The organism is Niabella agricola (genome assembly GCF_021538615.1).
GTDB classification, from domain to species: Bacteria; Bacteroidota; Bacteroidia; order Chitinophagales; family Chitinophagaceae; genus Niabella; species Niabella agricola.
On the sequence record NZ_JAJHIZ010000002.1, the window covers coordinates 893,290 to 914,329 of the forward strand.

16 protein-coding genes are annotated in these 21,040 nt (G+C 46.9%); 8 read left to right on the plus strand and 8 right to left on the minus strand.

Features of this window, described 5'->3' with window-relative positions:
- Positions 1-105: 105 nt before the first annotated feature.
- Together LL912_RS04095 and LL912_RS04100 are read left to right on the plus strand one after the other, a co-directional pair.
- Positions 106-2,814, plus strand: coding sequence for a TonB-dependent receptor (locus LL912_RS04095; RefSeq protein ID WP_235552285.1), 2,709 nt, complete (start codon positions 106-108; stop codon positions 2,812-2,814).
- 28 nt (positions 2,815-2,842) lie between these two features.
- Positions 2,843-4,135 (plus strand): fasciclin domain-containing protein, encoded by a 1,293-nt coding sequence (locus tag LL912_RS04100; protein WP_235552286.1) that lies wholly within the window; start codon positions 2,843-2,845, stop codon positions 4,133-4,135.
- 131 nt (positions 4,136-4,266) lie between these two features.
- Here LL912_RS04100 and LL912_RS04105 read toward each other — a convergent pair whose 3' ends face one another.
- The 3 genes from LL912_RS04105 to LL912_RS04115 all read right to left on the minus strand — a co-directional run bounded on the left by LL912_RS04105 (position 4,267) and on the right by LL912_RS04115 (position 7,751).
- On the minus strand, positions 4,267-5,094 hold the full coding sequence (locus LL912_RS04105) for an SDR family NAD(P)-dependent oxidoreductase (protein WP_235552287.1): 828 nt from the start codon (positions 5,092-5,094) through the stop codon (positions 4,267-4,269).
- A 69-nt stretch (positions 5,095-5,163) separates the two neighbouring features.
- The gene (locus LL912_RS04110; RefSeq protein WP_235552288.1) at positions 5,164-6,048 is read right to left on the minus strand and encodes a phytanoyl-CoA dioxygenase family protein; all 885 of its coding nucleotides are present in this window, start codon (positions 6,046-6,048) and stop codon (positions 5,164-5,166) included.
- Between the two features lie 701 nt (positions 6,049-6,749).
- Positions 6,750-7,751: a hypothetical protein gene (locus LL912_RS04115; RefSeq protein WP_235552289.1), complete on the minus strand. Its 1,002-nt coding sequence runs from the start codon at positions 7,749-7,751 to the stop codon at positions 6,750-6,752.
- Positions 7,752-7,943: 192 nt separating this feature from the next.
- On the opposite strand from LL912_RS04115, the gene holA reads away from it, so the two are divergent.
- Positions 7,944-8,939, plus strand: coding sequence for a DNA polymerase III subunit delta (holA, locus tag LL912_RS04120; RefSeq protein ID WP_235552290.1), 996 nt, complete (start codon positions 7,944-7,946; stop codon positions 8,937-8,939).
- 259 nt (positions 8,940-9,198) lie between these two features.
- Here holA and LL912_RS04125 read toward each other — a convergent pair whose 3' ends face one another.
- From LL912_RS04125 to panC, 3 genes are all read right to left on the minus strand, one after another.
- Positions 9,199-10,377: a trans-sulfuration enzyme family protein gene (locus LL912_RS04125; RefSeq protein ID WP_235552291.1), complete on the minus strand. Its 1,179-nt coding sequence runs from the start codon at positions 10,375-10,377 to the stop codon at positions 9,199-9,201.
- Between the two features lie 39 nt (positions 10,378-10,416).
- Positions 10,417-10,845 carry an OsmC family protein gene (locus tag LL912_RS04130; RefSeq protein ID WP_235552292.1) on the minus strand — a complete coding sequence of 143 codons (429 nt, stop codon included), beginning with the start codon at positions 10,843-10,845 and terminating at the stop codon, positions 10,417-10,419.
- Between the two features lie 235 nt (positions 10,846-11,080).
- Positions 11,081-11,932 (minus strand): pantoate--beta-alanine ligase, encoded by an 852-nt coding sequence (panC, locus tag LL912_RS04135; protein ID WP_235552293.1) that lies wholly within the window; start codon positions 11,930-11,932, stop codon positions 11,081-11,083.
- A 73-nt stretch (positions 11,933-12,005) separates the two neighbouring features.
- Here panC and LL912_RS04140 point away from each other — a divergent pair, with 73 nt between their 5' ends.
- From LL912_RS04140 to LL912_RS04160, 5 genes are all read left to right on the plus strand, one after another.
- The gene (locus LL912_RS04140) at positions 12,006-12,818 is read left to right on the plus strand and encodes a glycogen/starch synthase (protein WP_235552294.1); all 813 of its coding nucleotides are present in this window, start codon (positions 12,006-12,008) and stop codon (positions 12,816-12,818) included.
- Positions 12,819-12,853: 35 nt separating this feature from the next.
- Positions 12,854-14,383, plus strand: a complete 1,530-nt coding sequence (locus tag LL912_RS04145) for a DUF4270 family protein (RefSeq protein WP_235552295.1) — start codon at positions 12,854-12,856, stop codon at positions 14,381-14,383.
- Positions 14,384-14,472: 89 nt separating this feature from the next.
- Positions 14,473-15,726 carry a methionine adenosyltransferase gene (gene metK / locus LL912_RS04150; protein ID WP_235552296.1) on the plus strand — a complete coding sequence of 418 codons (1,254 nt, stop codon included), beginning with the start codon at positions 14,473-14,475 and terminating at the stop codon, positions 15,724-15,726.
- Positions 15,727-15,953: 227 nt separating this feature from the next.
- Positions 15,954-18,566 carry a DNA gyrase subunit A gene (gene gyrA, locus LL912_RS04155; protein WP_235552297.1) on the plus strand — a complete coding sequence of 871 codons (2,613 nt, stop codon included), beginning with the start codon at positions 15,954-15,956 and terminating at the stop codon, positions 18,564-18,566.
- 101 nt (positions 18,567-18,667) lie between these two features.
- A complete protein-coding gene (locus tag LL912_RS04160; RefSeq protein WP_235552298.1) occupies positions 18,668-19,981 on the plus strand; it encodes a hypothetical protein in 1,314 nt (437 codons plus the stop codon).
- Positions 19,982-20,201: 220 nt separating this feature from the next.
- On the opposite strand, the gene LL912_RS04165 is transcribed toward LL912_RS04160, so the two are convergent.
- Entirely contained in the window at positions 20,202-20,408 is a 207-nt protein-coding gene (locus LL912_RS04165; protein ID WP_235552299.1) for a hypothetical protein, read from the minus strand.
- Positions 20,409-20,564: 156 nt separating this feature from the next.
- Positions 20,565-21,032 (minus strand): RrF2 family transcriptional regulator, encoded by a 468-nt coding sequence (locus LL912_RS04170; RefSeq protein ID WP_235552300.1) that lies wholly within the window; start codon positions 21,030-21,032, stop codon positions 20,565-20,567.
- Positions 21,033-21,040: the final 8 nt, after the last annotated feature.

Consider the following 21,040-nt stretch of genomic DNA (forward strand, 5'->3'; position numbering starts at 1 on the left):
CCTGAAAAAATTCCTGAGAACTTCCTTTGCCTCAAAATTAAATTTTTAATTACGACTAACAAGTGTTATTTTAACATTCAAAATAATCACAAAACCATTTAATTTATGAGACCTGCGATTCGCCTATTTGCCTTTTTATGCCTGTTCTGCCTCTATCATTCCATAGCGCTTGCCCAGCCCGGAACCATTACCGGTACTGTTAAAAACAGCGAAACAGGGGAAGGAATCAATGCGGCTTCCGTGATTGTTTCCGGGAGTGTTTCGGGGACCTACACCAGTACAGCCGGCAACTTTTCCATCCGTGTATCCTCGCTGCCGGTTAAAATCATTGTCAGTTCCGTTGGATATGCCACACAGGAGCTAACGGTGAGCTCCTATGAACCGGTAACCGTTTCCATGGTATTAGGTACGGCCCTCGGGCAGGAAGTAGTGGTTTCGGCCAGCCGTACGGCCGAGCGCCTGATTGAATCACCTGTTACAGTAGAACGGGTCAGTGCAGCCGCGATCAGAAATACCCCTGCAGCCAGTTACTATGACATTATTTCAAAATTGAAAGGAGTAGACGTGGTAAACGCATCCCTCACCTTCACATCACCCACCACCAGGGGATTTGGCGGGAGCGGTAATACCCGTTTCAACCAGCAGGTAGACGGGATCGATAACCAGGCGCCTGCCCTTAACTTTTCCGTAGGAAGCGTGGTAGGCCTAGGTGAGCTGGACGTGGAAAGTATGGAGTTGCTGCCCGGCGCCTCCTCCGCGTTGTACGGCTCGGGAGGTATGAACGGTACGCTGCTCGTAAACAGCAAAAACCCCTTTAATTATACCGGGCTTTCGTTCCAGGCAAAGACCGGGGTGATGAACCTGGATAACAAATGGAGAGGCGCATCGCCGTACTATAATTTCTCGCTGAGGTGGGCCCAGAAGGTATCCGAGAAATTTGCATATAAGATTACTTCTGAATATATACATGCAAAGGACTGGCTGGCGCGGGATTACCGGAACTATGGGCGCGTGGGTACCAACGGAATGATCAAAGACGGCACGCGGGATACGGATCCCAACTATGATGGAGTGAATGTATATGGTGATGAAACCACCATTAATTTAAGAGCGCTGGTGCTGAATGCCATTGGAGCCCAGGTGCCGTTCTGGCAATCCTATATCAGCCAATTGCCAGGTAATATTCCCGTTTCAAGAACCGGATATACAGAAGACGAACTGGCCGACCCCAATACCGTCAACTATAAGTTGGCGGGAGCGCTGCATTATAAGATCACGCCAAGAGTTGAGGCGATTCTGATGGGACAGTTTGGAACGGGGAATACCATTTATACCGGTAGCGACCGGTATTCGCTGAAAGATCTGAAAATTGCACAATACAAGTTTGAACTGCGGTCCGACAACTGGTTTGCCCGGGCATACACCACGCAGGAAAACGCCGGGGAATCACACAATCTTACCGCTACCGCGCGCCAGTTTAACGAACTGTGGAAGCCCAGCACCCAATGGTACCAGGAATATGGCTTTGCCTACCTGAATGCAAAAATGGCCGGCATGGGCGACCTGGATGCGCATAACCAGGCCCGCGCGGTGGCAGATGCAGGCCGGCCGGAAGCCGGGTCTGCAGAATTCAAAAGAATGTGGGATTCTGTGCGCTTAAAACCCATTTACAAAAACGGGGGCTTGTTCTTAGACAAATCGGATCTGTACGTAGCCGAAGGACAATATAATTTTTCATCCCTGCTCAATCATGTGGTGGATGTGCTGGTAGGCGGCAACTGGCGGCAATTTGTGTTAAACAGCGAAAAAACCCTGTTCCATGAAGTGAACGGTCCCATTAAAATCAATGAGCTGGGCGCCTACATGCAGGTGGGAAAAGAAATCATAAAGGACCGCTTAAAATTGACCGCTTCGGGCCGGTACGATAAGAATCAGTATTTCAAGGGTAAGTTTACACCCCGGATCACGGCAGTAATCCAGCCGGCAAAAGATCATAATATCCGTTTGTCGTACCAGACGGCCTACCGGTTCCCCAGCACCCAGCAGCAATGGATCGACCTTACAGTTGGCAGCGGCACATTGATCGGGGGAAATAAAGTGATATGGGAAGCCTATGACCTGATCAATAATCCGGGGTATTCAGCACCCGAGTTTATCGCCAACCCAGCCAACAGGATCCCGGTAACGTATAAGGAAATTAAACCGGAAAGTGTAGCCAGTTATGAACTGGGCTACAAAGCGCTGATTAAAAACAAGGTACTGTTGGACGCTTATGTATATACCGGGCAGTATGAAAACTTTATCGGAAGACGGGATGTGGTGCAATTCTATGATCAAAGCGATCCCACCAAATACCGGGGGATTTCGGTGGTGGTAAACTCCGATGTAAAAGTTAGAACGTTTGGCTGGGGGATGAGTATCGACTGGAGACTGCCGTCAAATTTTGCAGTGAACGGTAATATTTCTTCCGATGAGATCAAAGATGTACCTGATAATTTCCGGGCATCGTTCAATTCGCCTAAATACAGGACCTTGCTCGGATTGAGCAACACGGGTTTTGGTCCGAAAGACCTGTTTGGATTTAACGTAAGCTGGCGCTGGCAGGATAAGATCGATTTTGAGGGCGATTTTGCCTCCGGGCGAATCAACCCCACACATATTGTGGATGCGGCGCTTATGTACCGGCTGCCCGCCATCAAATCGCAGCTGAAGCTGGGGGCCAACAACCTGCTGAACCAGTATTACATCAATGCCATCGGGAACCCCAGCATCGGGGGACTTTACTACCTGGCATTTACCTATAATTTACAGTAAACACATTGCTTATATTAAACCTACTCATATGCATTTCACAAATACATTTTTTAAAAGAACGGGATGGGTGCTGTTGGCAGCGGGATTGCTCCTGCAGGCATGCAATAAAGACCTGCCGGAGGCGGTTCCACTCACACCCCAAAAATCTACTGCCACCGAAACCATATTACAAAAGCTGAATGCACCGGAATTTTCTATTTTAAAAACAGCGGTAGAAAAAGCAAGCACCTTTGCCGGCTCCACGGGTAAATTATCCGATTTGCTGGGCAATGCAGCAGGGGAGATGACTTTTTTTGCTCCGGACAACACCGCCATCCTTACCTCCTTTAGTTTGCTGGGATTGCCGGCGAATGCATCTTCACTGGATTTTTTCCGCCCCGGCCAGCTGGACTCGATGCTAAAATATCATCTTATTGGCGGCACACAACTTACCGGCAGCCGTATCAGCAGCACAGCGCCGGCGCTGGATATGTATTTACAGAGCATGTTGGTGCTGGCTGCGCCTGCTGCTAATTTGCCTCCGGGATACCGGATGCCCATTTTTCTAGGTAAACAGGGCACTGCTGTTTTTGTAAATAACGTTCCGGTTAAAACGCCGGATATCATGGCCTCAAACGGCGTGATGCATAAAGTGGCCGTTGCCTTGCTGCCACCGGATAAAGTACTCTGGCAAACCATTGCCGCCAATGCGGGAGGAAGTTATACGTATTTTAAAGCAGCCGTTATACGGGCCGATGGAGGCGAGAGTTCAACCGGACAGTTTCAAAGTGCCTTGAGTACGGCCAGCGCCAATTTTACTGCATTGATACCTACCAATGCCGCATTTGAGCAGCTGCTTGTTGGCCAAATTACCAAGGCCCTAATGGACAAAGGAATGCCCGGGCCCGCAGCGGGTACTGCGGCGGCCGCACTGGTAGCGGGTTATGGTGTAACGCTCATATCAAACCCCGCTTCTGTACCGGGTTACGGGCCGGATCTGGCAGCGGTGATCACGCCCCAGCTTTTACAGGGACTGGTGGCCTATCATTTGCTGGCAAAACCAGGTACTCCTCCCTTAGGATACCGGAACTTTACGGTGAATTTCCCGGCGGATAACGCTGTAAATGTACCCACCCTGGTCAATGCTTCGGTACCTGCACATCCGGGGGTAAGCCTGAAGGCAACTTTTTCAGGCGCCACGCTTGCATCCGCCACGGCAAAAGGCGTAGGCAATGCTACCGCATCCAATATTATTCTTAGTGCACCGCCCAGCAGCACCAACGACCTCAACCATATCAACGGGGTCATTCATCGTATTGACCAGGTACTATTGCCGCAATAATTCCCTGAATCTGCCCGGCAATTCAAGGCATTGTTTTTGCAGCAATTCTTTTGACGGCTGGAGACGGATATGAAAACGAAAAGCAGCACGGGTTGATGTGCTGCTTTTTTTGTGCAACCTTCTGGTGCTGTTTATGATGGAGTTAGTATCGGAGCTGAAGGCGGTGTAGCGTCTTGCACCGGCCGGGGCCGGTAAATGCCGGCGGCGATGCGCTCGGTGACCGTCTTGGGAAAGAATTTCGGAAGTATCGCATTCAGCCGGTTGGTGAACCCGGGAATGATCTCCGCCTTTCCCTTAAACATTCCGTTGAGGGCGATACGGGCCACTTTTTGCGGCGTCATGTTAAAACGGTTGGCAATCTTTCTTGTGTGTGCCGCCATACCCGCCCGGTTCACAAAATCGGTATCCGTACTACCAGGGCTCAAACAGCTTACGGAGATCGATGTCCCTTTTAATTCCTGGCGCAGGCTTCTCGTAAATGATAACACAAAAGCCTTTGATGCAGCATAAATTGCAAGGAAGGGAACCGATTGATAACTGGTGGTGCTGCCTACATTTAACAGGTAGGCATGGGGGATGTTTTTTAGCACGGGGATGAACAGGTGTGCGATGCGCAGCTGGGCTTTAATATTCACATCGATGATATTCAACTGCTGTTCCAGTGCAAGCGTTTCAAATGCACCGTTCAGACCATAGCCCGCATTATTGACCACAATTTGCAATCGGGGGTGATAAAACTCGGTTTGCCGGAAGATATATTCCGCCGCGTACTTATCCGATAGATCGAGCGGAACAGGCTTAACCGTAACCTCGTATTTCGTTCGTAAATAATCAACTGTTTTTGCCAAATGTGCTTTGTCAAGATCTACGAGGATCAGCTGATAATTTTTTGCGGCCAGTGCTTCTGCTATGGCGCGACCGATACCTTTGGCCGCTCCGGTAATTAATGCGTATGACATGGTTTATGGATGCGTCGGTTTAAAATTCGTTTTCGTATAAAAATGTAAAGAAGGATCCAGATCATGCTATCAGGTATTGAGTTTGGGTAGTAAAGGAAGCGCTGGTTGCGGCTCCTGTTTCTGCTTTCTTTTAAACAACAGGCCGCCCCGTTTGATGCCGGCCAGTTGGTGATAGAAGGGGGTGGCACTGGTTGCATCTTTAGGCTGATAGTTGCCGGTAATCACGGGAATATACATGACCCGCCTGCGGCTTTTTTCCCCGGTAAACGGCGACTGCTGTACCCGGTGCCAGAGCCTTCCGTCATGAATGGTGAGGTCGCCTGCTTCGATCGAAAAGCCTGCTTCATTTTTGTCGGGTGTATGATCGACGAAATATTTCTTTTTAAAGAAGAGCGTCCACAAGCCCTGGTTGTGTGTACCCGGCAATACTCTTAGCCCGCCGTTTTCGTAAGGGCAGTCGTCAAGATGCAATCCCACGTTCAGCATGGGTTTTATGCGCGAACCCAGGAACAGATCCCTCGGGCTGTCGGTGTGCCAGCCCAGACGGGTAAAGCTGCTGTCTCCCGAATTGATATAATGATTTACCACAAGACCGTCTTTTTCATTTTCGCCGATGCGCCCTTCGTAAGGCGCCAGCAATGCCGTAAGCGCACGCAGCGCTTCACTGTTTAAAAAACGGTGCAATGTATGACTGTACTTGGAAGCAAAAGCAATACGCTGGATGATTGGTCTGCCATCAATACCGGTTCCGTACTTAAGTGGTATGCCATTTATTTTGGTGATGTGCCGGGCTACGAGGTACTGTTCAATGTTGCGGATCTCAACCAGGAAAGCGGCAACAGTGCTTCTGGAAATGAATTGTTTAAAATGCAGCACACCGTGCTGCTTTAAATACGATTGATGAACCGGCTCAATCCGGCCGTTAAAAGTAAAGCTTTGCAAAGAATGGTTCATGGAACGCTATTTTATGATGATGGAATGTGGTGATACATCGGCATGCTGGGGATGCGGCGCCTGGAAATGAAATTCCGGATAAAAGAAACGGATCAACAACAACACATTCGGCAGATAGCCGGCAGCAGGTTCGGATAGGTGAAGTACTCCGAACGCGTGAAAACTTTGTATATTGAATATGGTTGCACAGGTGCGATATTAGTCTACTTATTTTGTAGACTACAAAACTAAAAAGATTTTTCATACAGCCAAATTTTTTTATTACAGTTTTTAAAACAGTGGTGTGGCAATCGATTTGCTGGATGCTCCCGTTTACAAACCGATAAGTTTGATCGGGCCCCGGCAGCTTTAAGAAGTGGATCAAGTCCTTACTTTTCGATGTATGTTATTTGCAAGACGGATCATGATGTATTTGATGAACACCAGCATTCGACGTTATAAATAGAGCATTGCCTCACGGGTAACAGAAAGTGCAGGCCCGGGATTAAAGAACAATAGCCTCATTGGCAACATGGGGCCTGTTATGCATCCTGTAAATACCCCGGAGGTGATAAATTGCATTTGATATAAAGTAAGGATACCTTAACCAGGTACAGTGATTTGTTACCGGGCGGCTGCGGTTGTCAGTTGCGGTGGACCTATGAAAAAAGCTGCTCAGAAACTGAACAGCTTTTCATGATCATGATCGGTTTATAATAGGTTTATCCGAAGATTCCTTTTCTCAGGTTACGGATTCCTTCACCAATTTTAAATCCGTTGTGATATACTTCAATTTTATAATCACCGTGTGTAAATCCATCAGGGTTGCGGATAGGGAATGCTACACCTTTGCGTGTTCCCTGCTCGTATTCCACCGGCACTTTTGCTGTAAAGTTGCGGTCACCATCCTGGCGGGTAGTCATGGAGCCGGAAGATAATTGTGCATTCTGAACCACCTGTCCTTTGGGATCTGTAACGACTACATAAAGGTCTGCAGGACCAGAAGTGGTAATTCTGTTCTCCACATTAAAGGCGATCCGCAGCATATCTACTTTGCGGGCAAAATTGGTTTCTTTTTCCTTGCCATTGCGTTTTTCCTTTATAGGAGTGATGGACATTCCGGATGCAGATAAGGTGCTGCCCACATCTACCGTGCTGGCCAGTTCATCGTTCTCCTTGGTTCTGGTATCGAGGTTCTGGCTCAGGATATCTTTTTCTGCTGTTAAATGTGTGTTCTTTGCTGTCAGCTCCATGTTTTCACCTTTCAGCTGTGCTACTTGCGCTTCCAGCCGGCCGATCTGGCCGTTCAATTCACCGATCAGGTGACGGGCTCTTTGAAGGTCGGCGGCAGTGGCCTTTTTATCATTCAATATTTTATTGATCTCGGCCTTACGGTCTTCGATCTCTTTTTGAAGTGCAGTTTTTTCTCCCTGTAAACCATTGTTGGCGCCGGTAATCGAATCCAGCCGCATTTCAGCAAGGTTAAACATTTGTCTTAATGAATCGGATTCAGACATCGCGGTTGCAACCTCAGTGTTTGTACTCTGGGACGATCCGGTGCCACCGGGTGCATTTTTGCTCCATAGTATATAACCCCAGGTTCCCAGCAGGGCGGCTACCAGCAAACCGATCAGTACGTTACGGCCGGTATTATTGCTGTTAGGATTACCGGAAGGAGAACCTGTTGTTTGTGAAGAAGCGGAAGGGTAATTCGTATTTGCCATAATCTTCAAAATTTAATCGTTTTTTTATAGTGTATGAATTTAATTGATTCCGAAATATATGTTATAAAATGGATATGTATCGGATGCTAATTATGATTGTAAACAGAAATTATGCCAAACGACTTTTTTACCAAAAACATATGCGTATTTATATAATATTTACAAATTGTTAAAAACGCTATCTTGCAGTTTATGAGCGTGGAAAAAATCCTAGGTGAATGGAAGAAAAGTAATTACAAACCGGTTTATTGGCTTGAAGGTGAGGAGGATTATTATATCGATCAACTGGTAAATTATGCAGAAACACATATTTTAACGGAAAGTGAGGCCTCGTTTAACCTGACCATTTTTTATGGGCGGGATGCAGCCTGGGCTGACATCGTAAACGCCTGCCGGAAGTACCCGATGTTTTCCGACAAGCAGGTAGTGATCCTGAAAGAGGCCCAACAACTGCGGGAAATTGAGAAACTGGAGGCTTATTTGAACCAGCCGTTGAGTTCCACGATCTTTATAGTTGCATATAAAGAAAAAAAACTGGATGCCCGTACAAAATTTGCAAAGCTGGTAAAGGAGCGTGCTGAGTTTCTGAGTACAAAAAAAATATATGACAGCGCTTTGCCGGAATGGGTAAATACGTATGTTGCCCGGCTGCAGTATACCATTTCGCCCAAGGCCACCATGTTGCTGGTAGATCATATCGGCAATGACCTGGCGCGCATTGAAAACGAAATTCAAAAGATCCTGATCAACCTGAAAACGCGTACTGCCATTACGGAAGAGGATGTAGAAAACTTTGTAGGTATCAGTAAGGACTTTAATATTTTTGAGTTGCAAACAGCAGTGGCGAACCGGGACCTGGCAAAGGCCATGCGGGTGATCCGCTATTTTGGTGATAATCCCAAGGCGGCCCCCATCCAGTTGGTATTACCGTCACTCTATGCGTTTTTCAGCAAAGTATTTATGATTTTCGGTGCCTCTGGTGCTGAAGATGCCATTGCCCGACAGATTGGGGTGAACGGCTTCTTTTTTAAAAGCTATTCGCAGGCATCCCGCACTTATGGATATGAAGGAGTAGAAAAAATACTGCTTTTATTGCACCAGTACAATTTGCGAAGCATCGGTATCAATGCAACCAGAATTGAAGATGAGGCTCTGCTTACAGAAATGGTGGTGAAGATGATGATGTAGTTCCTCCCTTTGGGGAATGTAAAATATTAAATGTAAGAGTGAATGTGGGAATTTGAAAATGTGAAAATCAAGATGCCGTTATTGCTTCACGAACTTCAGTCTGTATTTATTTGAGGGAAACAGGGATTGGTGGAGCATCATCAGATATGGATCCAATGTTTAAATTCCGGAATAGCGGCGCTACATCAGGTATTGAAACGTCATCCAACCCACCGCGGCGGGCACGCCTGGAACATTAAACCTGAAAACTGGAACTTCTCTATGCCTTCTCTAAGGCCTGTTCAATATCATAAATAATATCATCCACGTGTTCCAGTCCTACAGAGATCCGGATCAGACCAGGAGTAATACCGACTGCCAGCTGATCGGCCGGTGGTACTTTGGAATGCGTGGTGCTGGCAGGGTGGGAGGCAATACTTCGGGAATCGCCCAGGTTGGGTGTCAGTGATAATAGTTCCAGCGCATCCATAAAACGGCGCCCGCTTTCCAGTCCGCCATTCAGTTCAAAACAAACGATACCGCCTCCGGCTTTCATTTGCTTTTTGGCGATTTCGTATTGAGGGTGGGAGGGCAGGAACGGATACTTTACCCATGTTAATTTGGGATGATGCTCAAAATACCTAGCCACGGCCATGGCGTTTTCCGAATGCCGCTGGATGCGCACATCCAGTGTTTCCAGGCTTTTGGAAAGCACCCAGGAATTAAAAGGGGAGAGTGCCGGCCCCATATTTCTGCAAAAAAGATAGATTTCCTGGATCAGCTCTTTTTTGCCGACTATTACACCTCCCAACACACGGCCCTGTCCGTCGAGCCACTTGGTCGCAGAATGGATAACCAGGTCGGCGCCAAAATCAACCGGTGTTTGCAGTACCGGTGTTGCAAAGCAGTTGTCTACATTATAAATAATCCCATGCTTCCGGGCCAGCTGACCTACCGCTTCCAGGTCGATCAGCTCCAGCTGAGGATTAGTGGGCGTTTCGAGATAGATCATTTTTGTATTGGGCCGGATGGCAGCTTCCCAGGATGCAATATCATCGGCAGGAACCAGGGTATACTCGATGCCAAAACGCGGCAGGAATTTGGTTACCACCGTATTGGTACCCCCAAAAATCGAGCGGCTGCAAAGCAGGTGATCCCCGGTTTTTAACAGTCCAAAGAACGACATGGAAACGGCCGCCATACCGCTCGCTACCGCAAAACCGGCTTCGGCTTTTTCGAGTAATGCCATCTTGTTGGCAAACTCATCTACATTGGGATTGCTGTAACGGCTGTAAATATTGGCGTTGGTCTCATCCGCAAAGGCGGCGCGCATGTCTTCTGCCGAATTAAATGCAAAACTGCTGGTAAGATAAAGGGGGGCAGAATGTTCCATTTGCGCGCTGCGTTCCATCTGCGCACGAACTGCTATCGTAGAAGGATGTAATTTTCTGTTGCTCATTACGGGGAGTCGTGAATAGTTAATAGTGAATGGGAAAATTTAAGCGCCGGGGTGAACGATTACTTTTGTACGGATCGTTGCTCCTGCCTTTGTAAGGGTTACAGCTACCGAACAGTATTTGTTCATGGAGATGTCCACCGCCCGCTGGGCCTTGCCTTCATCCACATTACCCGTTATTTCAAATACCAGGTCGATTTCTTTCCACAAGGAAGGTTCCACGCCCGCTTCCCGTTCACCGTTCACCGTTACCGAATAATCTTTTATTTCCTGGCGTTGTTTTTTCAGGATACTGATCACATCAATGCTGGCACAACCTGCAAGTGCATTTAATAAAACCTGCATAGGGCGGGCTCCGTATTCCGTACCACCCATTTCCGGGTTGCTGTCCAGTTTTATTACCGTTCCGTTCTCGTTAACGGTATCAAAACCATAGTCACCGCTCACTCTTTTTAATACAACTTTTGCCATTTGCTCGTTTGTTTAGGCCGCAAAATTATTTGAAAAGATTGAGAATCTGAAAATTTGAGGATGTGGGAATGTGAACATGTGCAAATTTGGAAATGTGAACATGAAGATGCCGCTGCTGTTCGGTGCTCTTTATCCGGTTGATATTTCACAGGCGTTAAGCACAAACATCTGATATCTGGCGTCTAGGAAAAGCACGATTATAGAACGGATTCAACTTTGAACGTTAAACCTTAAACTAAACAAGCTCCATATTATCGATCAGCCGTACGGGACCAAGGAATGCCGCAATAAGACCGGTTACAGGTGTATGACCATCCCAATAAGTACATTCTTCCAGTGTATGCGTGTGGGCAATCGATATATAATCCGGGCGGAAGCTTCCGGTAATCAGCCGCTGCCGGGCAGTTTCCAGCAGGGTGGTAAGATCACCCGGCGCCAGCTGTTGCTTCAGGTAGTTTAATGTCTGATAAATGGCCGGAGCCTTTTTAAGAGCTTCGGGGCTAAGGCGGGTGTTCCGGCTGCTCATGGCCAGCCCGTCCGGCTCGCGCAGCGTAGGCACGGTATGCATGCGGATCCGGCTGAAATCAGGGTTCATAGCAATCAGCCGTTCAATGACCTTGCATTGCTGGAGGTCTTTCTGTCCAAAAAAGACATGATCTGGATCGATCGTATAAAAAAGACGGCTTACCACATCGGCCACACCCTGGAAATGGCCCGGCCGGTATTTCCCTTCCAGGATGTATTCCAGGCGGCCAAGATCATAATGTGGGGGGCTACTGGTGCCGGAAGGATAAACTTCTTCCACACCCGGGTAAAAAACAGCATCGCAGCCCTGTTGTTCCAGCAGTTTCAGGTCTTTTTCAATCGTGCGCGGATATTTCTCAAGATCTTTGGGATCATTGAACTGTGTAGGGTTCACAAAAATGCTGCAAACGGTAAAATCCGATTGCTGCCGGGCCGCCTGTACCAGGCTGATGTGACCGGCATGCAGGGCGCCCATTGTGGGCACAAAGCCAATTTTCTGCTTTTTATCGTGTAAATCAGTAATAAAACCCTGAATATCACGCCTCTTTTTGAATAAACGCATAACGCAAAATAGAATATTCGCACCAATTTTGGCTATAATAATGTACCTTTGCAGCCTTTAAAGTTTGTAAAACATGTCAGCAAAGAAAAGAATTTTATTTATAGCCAATGAAATGTCACCCTATCTTGAATTGACAGAATTCTCCGAAACAGTTAACAAACTTGCCATAAAAGCCAACGACAATGGATTTGAAGTACGGTGCATTATGCCGCGTTTTGGCAGCATTAATGAGCGCCGGCACCGGCTGCATGAAGTGGTTCGGCTTTCGGGGATTAATGTTACGGTAGATAATGATGACATGCCTTTGCAGATAAAGGTAGCTTCTTTGCCGAGCGCGCGCCTGCAGGTGTATTTTCTGGAAAACGAAGAACTGTTCAAACGCAAAACGCTTTTTCATGATGAGAACGACCAATGGTTTGAGGACAATGATCTTAGAACGGTTTTTTATTGTAAAGGGGCCCTGGAAACGGTAAAGAAATTCGGCTGGTCGCCGGATATCATCCATTGCAGCGGCTGGATGACCGGACTGATTCCTGCATACCTGAAAACCGTTTATAAAAAAGAACCCGTATTTGCGCACAGCAAGATCGTATACACCATTGGTGAAACCACCTTTAAAGAAAAACTGGGAAAGGAGTTTATACAAAAAGCGCTGATCCACCCATCTTTAAAAGAAAAAGACCTGGATGTATACAAGGATGGAACCAATGTGGCCCTGATGCGGGGAGGAGCCACCTTTTCGGATGCGATCAGCTTTGGCTCGGCAGATGTAGATAAAAAGCTGGTAGCGGAGTTTTCAAAAGTGCGTGGGAAAAAGACCCTGCCGTTTAAAGAAGACTCTGATTTAACAGAGTATTTACAACTGTATCACGATCTTGCGAGCTGATGAATCTTTTACGCTTATTAAATTCAATATTTTTTGTGAAAAAAAGGCATTTTTTTGCACTCGGTCTTTTCATCCTGGCTACCGGACTGATTGTTTCCTGCAGCAAAATAAACCTGGCTACCGAACTGGGACAAGGATTGATTCCGGAGGTGGATAATATCCATACGTTTGATACCACATTGGAGGTGGAAAGCTTTAATAAACTGTTTACTGCCGAAAACGACAGCTTCAAAACCCTTTGGAGCGACCGGCAGTTCCTGGGTGTGATCAGCAATGATCCCGTATTTGGTAAAACAGATGCCCGGATGTACTTCCAACTGCTTCCTGCAAACGGCAAGAAAACACTGGCAGGTGCTCCGGGAAAACGCTATATCGATTCCATTGTGCTGAGCCTGCGTTATGCCGGTACCTATGGAGATACGGCACTGGCGCAAACCATACAGGTATCGGAGATCAATCAGGCAACACAGTTTCATTTGTATAATACCCGGGATACGAACGTAGCCTATTCCGTGCGCGACAACAGCTGGTTAACCACTGCAGGGGTATTGGGAAATGCAAGCATTGTGCCGTTCAAGTTAAAAGATTCTACTACGGACATTCGTGTGAAGGATACCATAAAGATTGCCAACCAGTTGCGCATACGATTGAATCAGGCTTTTGGTCAGCGTTTGCTGGATTATGACTCTACAGGTGCCAATGATGCTTATTCTTCAGATTCTGTGTTCAAGACCAAGTTCAATGGATTTGCATTGCAATCTGTTAATGGTGGTAATGCTTTGCTTGGATTTGTGTTGGCAGATACCAATACCCGCGTTTCCGTTTACTACCGTTTTGAAAAGACCGATGCGCCGGGAGATATCGACACGGCCGTTGCCGTGCTGAATCTTGCCAATCAATCCGCCGCGGCAAACTATATCGGCCGCGATTACAACGGAACCCAGATCATTTCGGCTACCTCGGATGATATCCAGGATAATATCCTGTATATCCAGAACACACCGGGCTCTTATGCCAATTTGAAAATCCCCGGATTGAAGACCTTCCCCAAGTCCATCATTCATTTGGCGGAATTACAAATGGAATCCATTTATGATGCGTCCGACACCGTATTCAATGCACCTGGTAATATGTTCCTGGATGTATATGATTCAACCGCTTCCAAATATAAGCTGTTGCCCTATGCATTCCAGATCAACAGCTCGGGGGGCTTATCTGGATACGATGCCTTCTTCAGTGCGCGAACACAGGGACAAACCTACTATTACAAAAAAGATCCATTAAGCAATAACAGTATAAAACAATGGCGCTTTAATCTTACCCCGTATGTACAAAGACTGCTGACGGGGGCTGTGCCACTCTATACAATGCGTCTTTATGCACCTGCTTACAGCCGCCTGTCACTGGGAGATCCCGGCATCAGCGCCGACCTGGGGGCTGTGAAATTCGTAATTCCTCCGGCCGCGGCTACATCTGCTATCCCGGGAGTGGGAAGGGTGCGCATTGGCGGCGGACAACATCCTACCCAAAAGATGAAATTGCGGATCGTTTACTCAAAGCTGTGATCCTTAGCTGATATTATTTCATTTAAATAACAACGGGTGCTATATTTGCACCCGTAAATTTTTAATTATTTTTTAATAACCCATCGTTTATGCCGTATTTATTTACTTCTGAAAGTGTTTCTGAAGGACACCCGGATAAAGTAGCCGACCAGATTTCGGATGCGCTGATTGATAACTTTTTAGCCTTTGACCCGCAGTCGAAAGTGGCCTGTGAAACACTGGTAACTACCGGGCAGGTGGTTTTAGCCGGAGAAGTGAAGTCAAAAGCATACCTGGATGTACAGGAAATTGCCCGCAGCGTGGTAAGCCGGATCGGCTATACAAAAAGTGAATACATGTTTGAAGCCCGCTCCTGCGGCGTGTTATCCGCCATTCATGAGCAATCTTCAGACATCAACCAGGGCGTAGAGCGTAAGAAAAAAGAAGATCAAGGCGCCGGCGACCAGGGAATGATGTTTGGTTATGCAACCAATGAAACAGCCAACTATATGCCCCTGGCATTGGACCTGGCGCATACCTTATTGATCGAGCTGGCAGCACTGCGCCGTGAAAATAAAAAGATCCAGTACCTGCGCCCGGATTCCAAGAGCCAGGTAACCCTGGAATATGATGATAACAATAAGCCCATTCGTATCGAAGCCATTGTGATCTCGACCCAGCATGATGATTTTGACAAAGAAGCCAAAATGCAGGAGAAGATCAGTAAGGACATGAAGGAGATCCTGATTCCCCGTGTGATCAAAAAATATCCGCAATACAAGCACCTGTTCAATAATAAGATCAAGTACCACATCAACCCAACCGGTAATTTCGTGATCGGCGGCCCTCATGGCGATACCGGTCTTACCGGAAGAAAGATCATTGTAGATACCTATGGTGGTAAAGGCGCCCATGGTGGTGGTGCATTCAGCGGCAAGGATCCCAGCAAGGTAGACCGTTCCGCGGCATACGCTACGCGTCATATTGCCAAGAACCTGGTTGCTGCCGGTCTCTGCGATGAAGTACTGGTACAGGTTTCCTATGCCATCGGTGTGGCCCAGCCTACGAGTATTAATGTAAATACCTATGGTACGGCTAAAGTGGATCTGACCGATGGTCAGATCAGTCAGATAGTGGCCCAGCTCTTCGATATGCGCCCTTACTTTATTGAGCAGCGACTGAAACTCCGCAACCCGATTTATAGTGAAACAGCGGCATACGGGCATATGGGACGGGAAAACGCCGTAGTGGAAAAGGTATTTATAGCGCCCGATGGTAAAAAAGTAACCAAGAAAGTAGAGCTGTTTACCTGGGAAAAACTCGATTATGTACCCAAGGTCAAAAAAGCATTCGGACTGAAATAAAGAACCGGTAAATTTTGTAAAAGCTGCTCCAAAGGGCAGCTTTTTTGCGTTCCGCTGTCCATCTGCAGTGTCCCTGCATGTCAAACCCCGGAAGCACTGAAAAAGGGCGTAAAAAGTGGATAATTCCCGCTAAAAAACAAGCCTTCCGACGCATAAATACGGTCCGGAAAAGTTAAATTTGCATATCGTGCATTTTGCAGTATTCAGAATGATTTAGAATATATTAGATGGAAGAAAATTTAGATCCGCAGTCAACACAAGATAGCAATCGCATCATCCCCGTAAATATTGAAGAGCAGATGAAAACCGCCTACATCGATTATTCGATGTCGGTGATTGTTGGTCGTGCCCTGCCCGATGTACGGGATGGTTTAAAACCGGTGCACCGCCGCATTCTGTATGCGATGAATGAGCTGAACCTGAGATCGAACCGCCCGCACCGGAAATCGGCGTTGGTAGTGGGTGAGGTGTTGGGTAAATACCACCCACATGGAGACAGTTCGGTATATGACGCCATGGTGCGTATGGCACAGGACTGGAGCATGCGTTACACCATGGTGAACGGTCAGGGAAACTTTGGTACGCAGGATGGTGACGGACCAGCGGCCATGCGTTATACGGAGGTAAAGCTGGAAAGTATTGCAGAGCATACCCTGCTGGATATTGAAAAAGAAACGGTCGACTTTCAGCCCAACTATGATGATTCCAGGGAAGAACCTGTGGTACTGCCTACCCGTATCCCACAGCTGCTGGTGAACGGATCCAGTGGTATTGCCGTGGGTATGGCTACGAATGTAATGCCGCATAACCTTTCCGAGGTAATAGACGGATGCGTGGCGTATATCAACAACAGGGAGATCACTGTAGAAGAGCTCATGTTACACGTAAAGGCGCCCGATTTCCCTACGGGAGGGATCATTTATGGTATTGAAGGCATCCGGGCCGGAATGCATACCGGTCGCGGACGCGTGGTGCTAAGAGGAAGGGTACGGGTAGATACCAAACCCAGCGGAAGGGAACAGATCGTGATCTCCGAAGTACCGTACCAGGTAAACCGGGATGCGCTTACCAGCCGTATCGGCGACCTGGTGAACAACAAAATCATCGATGGTATCGCGCACGTAAACAACGAATCGAATAAAAAAGAGGGTACCCGTATTGTGATCGATTTAAAACGGGATGCCATCGCCAACGTGGTTATTAACCAGTTGTATAAGAATACGGATCTGCAGACATCCTACGGTATCAATAACGTAGCCATTACACAGGGACGTCCGAAGATCCTGAATCTGAAAGACCTGATCAGTGAATTTGTTGCCTTCAGGCATGAAGTAGTGGTGCGCCGTACAAAATTTGAATTGAAAGAAGCGGAGAAGCGGGCACATATTTTACAGGGCTACCTGATCGCCCTGGATCACCTGGATGAAGTGATCCGGTTGATCCGTAATTCACCCACGCCTGAAGTGGCAAAGGACAACCTGATCAATGCCGGCTGGGGACTGGATGAAATCCAGGCTAAGGCGATCCTCGAACTGCGCTTGCAGCGGCTTACCGGAATGGAGCGCGAGAAGATCAAGGAGGAGTTCGACGAACTGATGAAACTGATCACGCATTTGAGAGAGGTGCTGGCAAATGAGGGAATGCGGTATGATATTATCACAGCCGAATTGCTGGAAATCAAAGAGAAATTCGGCGATGCCCGTAAAACAGAGATTACCTACCTGAATGATGAGGTTTCTATAAAAGACCTTATCAAAGAAGAAGACGTGGTGATTACGATCTCTCACCTTGGTTATATCAAACGTACGCCGGTAGATGAATTCCGCGCACAGCGCAGAGGCGGAAGAGGCGTTATGGGCGGTAAAACAAGAGATGAGGATTTTATTGAGCACCTGTTTGTGGCGTCTACCCACCATACCTTATTGTTTTTTACGGAAAAGGGAAGATGTTACTGGCTGAATGTATATGAGATCCCCGAAGGCGAAAAAACCGGTAAGGGAAGAGCGATCCAGAACCTGATGCAGTTACCTCCGGATGATAAAATCCGTGCCATCATTGATGTGCAGGATCTGAAAAACGAAGCATTCGTCAACAGCCATAATATCGTTTTGTGCACCAAGAAAGGGATTATTAAAAAAACTGCGCTGGAAGACTTCAGCCGCCCGCGTCAGACCGGTGTAAACGCCATTACGATTAACGAGGGCGACCGTTTGCTGGAAGCGCGTTTAACCGATGGCCATTCGGAGATCATGATGGCGGTTAAAAGCGGCCGGGCCATCCGTTTTTCGGAGGATAAAGTGCGCCCAACCGGACGTGGAGCCATCGGCGTTGGCGGAATTGAAGTGGATGATGAAAATGATGAAGTGATCGGCATGATCTGCCTGTCTGCCGAAACTTCCAAATCGGTACTGGTTGTGAGCGAGAAGGGATATGGAAAGCGGACGAAGATCGATGAATACCGGTTTACCAACCGGGGCGGAAAGGGCGTTAAAACGATCAGTGTAACCGAAAAAACAGGATCGCTTGTGGGGTTGCTGGATGTGGATGAAACACAGGACCTGTTAATTACCTGTAAGAGCGGAATTACCATCCGGATGCGGGTCAAGGATATCAGTGAACTGGGACGCGCCACACAGGGTGTAAAGCTGATTCGCCTGGAAGAGGATGACGAAATCGCCGCCATCAGCCAGGTGGATGAGCAGGAAATAGCCGAAGAAAGCGAAACAGCAACAGACGCAACGGAAGCCGCATCTGAAACGTCAACCGGAGAAAATGATGTAACTTCCGGTGAAGATTCGGGCGAAGAAAAAAATAGTGAAGAAGAAACATCAGAAAATTAACGGTTTTGCGTTATAAGTTCGGAACGAAAATTGCCGTTTATGACGGGCGTCCGTGTTGTTAAAGCCTTGAACAATTTAGAACTTAAAAACTTAAAAAGAATATGAAGAAGAAAATTACGCTTTTTGCGTCTATACTGCTGGCAGGGTCGGCAGTGTATGCACAAAAATACGATCCGATCAAAGGTGCTTTGTTAACAAACAATATAACAGAAGCACGCAAACTCTATGATAAAGAGTCGGCCAACGAAAAGTTCTTTTCAAAACCGGAAGGGTACATCATCAAGTCTTATATTCTTGCTTTTGATGCGTTAGACAGTGCCAAAGCGGCGGATGCCGACAAGAACAGGGAAGCCGGACTTGAGGCATTCAATAAATATAAGGAGCTGGATCCTTCCATGAAAGACCTGGATGCGTATAAAAACGCTCCCTACCAGCTCTATGCATCCTATTTTAATAGCGGTGTAGCGGATATCAACGCTAAAAACTACGAGTCGGCCTACAATAAGTTTAAAAATGTGGTAGATCTGTCGGATCTGCTGATTGCAAAAAAGATCAATCTTCCCGGCCCGATTGATACCAATGCCGTGTATTATGCCGGCGTACTGGCCGAAACGAATAAGCATATGGAAGATGCCGTAAAGTACAATACCCGCCTGGCAGATCTCAAAATTACCGGTCCGAATTACGAGCAGGTTTATCAAAGCCTGGTACGATATTATGCTGGTAAAAACGATGATGCCAATTTTGAAAAATACCGGAAACTGGGCAAAGAGCTGTATCCCCAAAGCGAATTCTTTAATTACAATAAACTGGATTTTGCAATAGGGGGCAGCAATAGCTTTGAAGAGAAGGTAGCCAACCTCGAAAAAATCGTTACAGGTACACCGGATGATTACAAGGCTAACCTGGCATTGGGAGAAGCCATTTTTGAGAAATTAAACCGTGCAAAAGAAGGTGAAGCAAAACCGGCAAATGCAGCAGAACTGGAAACAAAGATGCTGACAGCTTTAAAGAAGGCAGCCGCCGTCAATCCTTCTGAGTTACAGCCGATCTTATTAATGGGCGACCATTTTATGAACAAGGCCAGTGCACAGGAAGAGGAAATGCGGAATGCTGAAAAAGTAATGGACAGCAAAGGTGCAAAAGCAACTGCTGCTGACAAGCAAAAATTTGCCGACGCAAAGAAGGCCTATGTTGCAGAATACGCACAAGCAGCCGAAAATTTTGAAAAAGCAGCTGATATGCTGGGCAAGGTTGCACAGCCTGATAATGTACAGAAACGCCAGTACCGGGTTATTGCCGGAAACCTGGCCCAGTACTATTTCTTTATTGGACAGGATGCAACAGGTGCCAATAAAGCAAAATACAGCGCCCTGGAGAAAAAATATGATACGCTTTACAAGAGCATGAAATAACAGGGAAATAATTAATGACTGAAGGCGGGGATGTGCAGGCATCCCCGCTTTTTTATGTGTGGTGGTTCGGGGCTGCCAAAGGATCCCTGCTATCCAGTAAGAAGTTGCCGGGCCCCGCAAAAGACTGCCGGGCAAAACGGGGTAGCAAAAAAAACCGTTCCGATAAGATCGGAACGGCATTCAATAACCTTTATAAAAGGATATCTAAATAACTACTTAATTATTTTTTAGTAGAATCAGCAGCAGGAGCTTTAGCAGCTGAATCTTGACCAGCAGGAGCTACTGAAGTAGTATCCGGAGCAGGAGTAGGAGCAGGAGTTACAACTGTAGCTGTATCAACAGCAGGAGTTTCTTCTGTTTTAGTTTCAGAACTGTTACAAGCTGCGAAAGAAACCGCGATCAGAGCAATTGCAAATAATTTTTTCATTGTTTGTTTTTTAATATTAAAATTATAATTTGATATTAATACCTGTTTTTAAAAAAGGTAACCGATTTTAATGAAAAAAAATTTCTTCGCAATATTATGATTATTAATTTAATACAAATATTTTTTTAAAAAATGTGACGATCTTTTCCGAAGATGCTAAAGAACGGGGTTCTGACGGACCAAGCCATTGAACTTGACTGCGGATTCTTCTTCCTTCCCGATGAGATCTGCTAAACTGATCTGCACCAATAATTTATCAATCGTTAACTGAAGTATTTGCCACAACGACCGGGCCGAGCAGTCTACTGAATTGGTGCAAAAACGCATATTGCCTTTATGGGCGCCACAAAAACTGGTATCGAAAAGTACACCCCCAAGGGCCTCCAGTACATCTTTGATGATGATTTCATTTGCCGGCCGGGCGAGGATATAACCGCCTTTATTGCCAGGTGTGCTGCGTATAAGGTTGGCCATACGCAGGGTACGGGCGAATTTTGCAACATAATGGGTGGTCAGACCCTCGGCTTCACTGAGCTGAGGAATACTCAATCCTTCTTCATCCTTGCAGGATGCCAGGCGGATCAGAATCCTTAACCCATATTCTTCCTGTGCGGTAATTTTCATTCTATTGA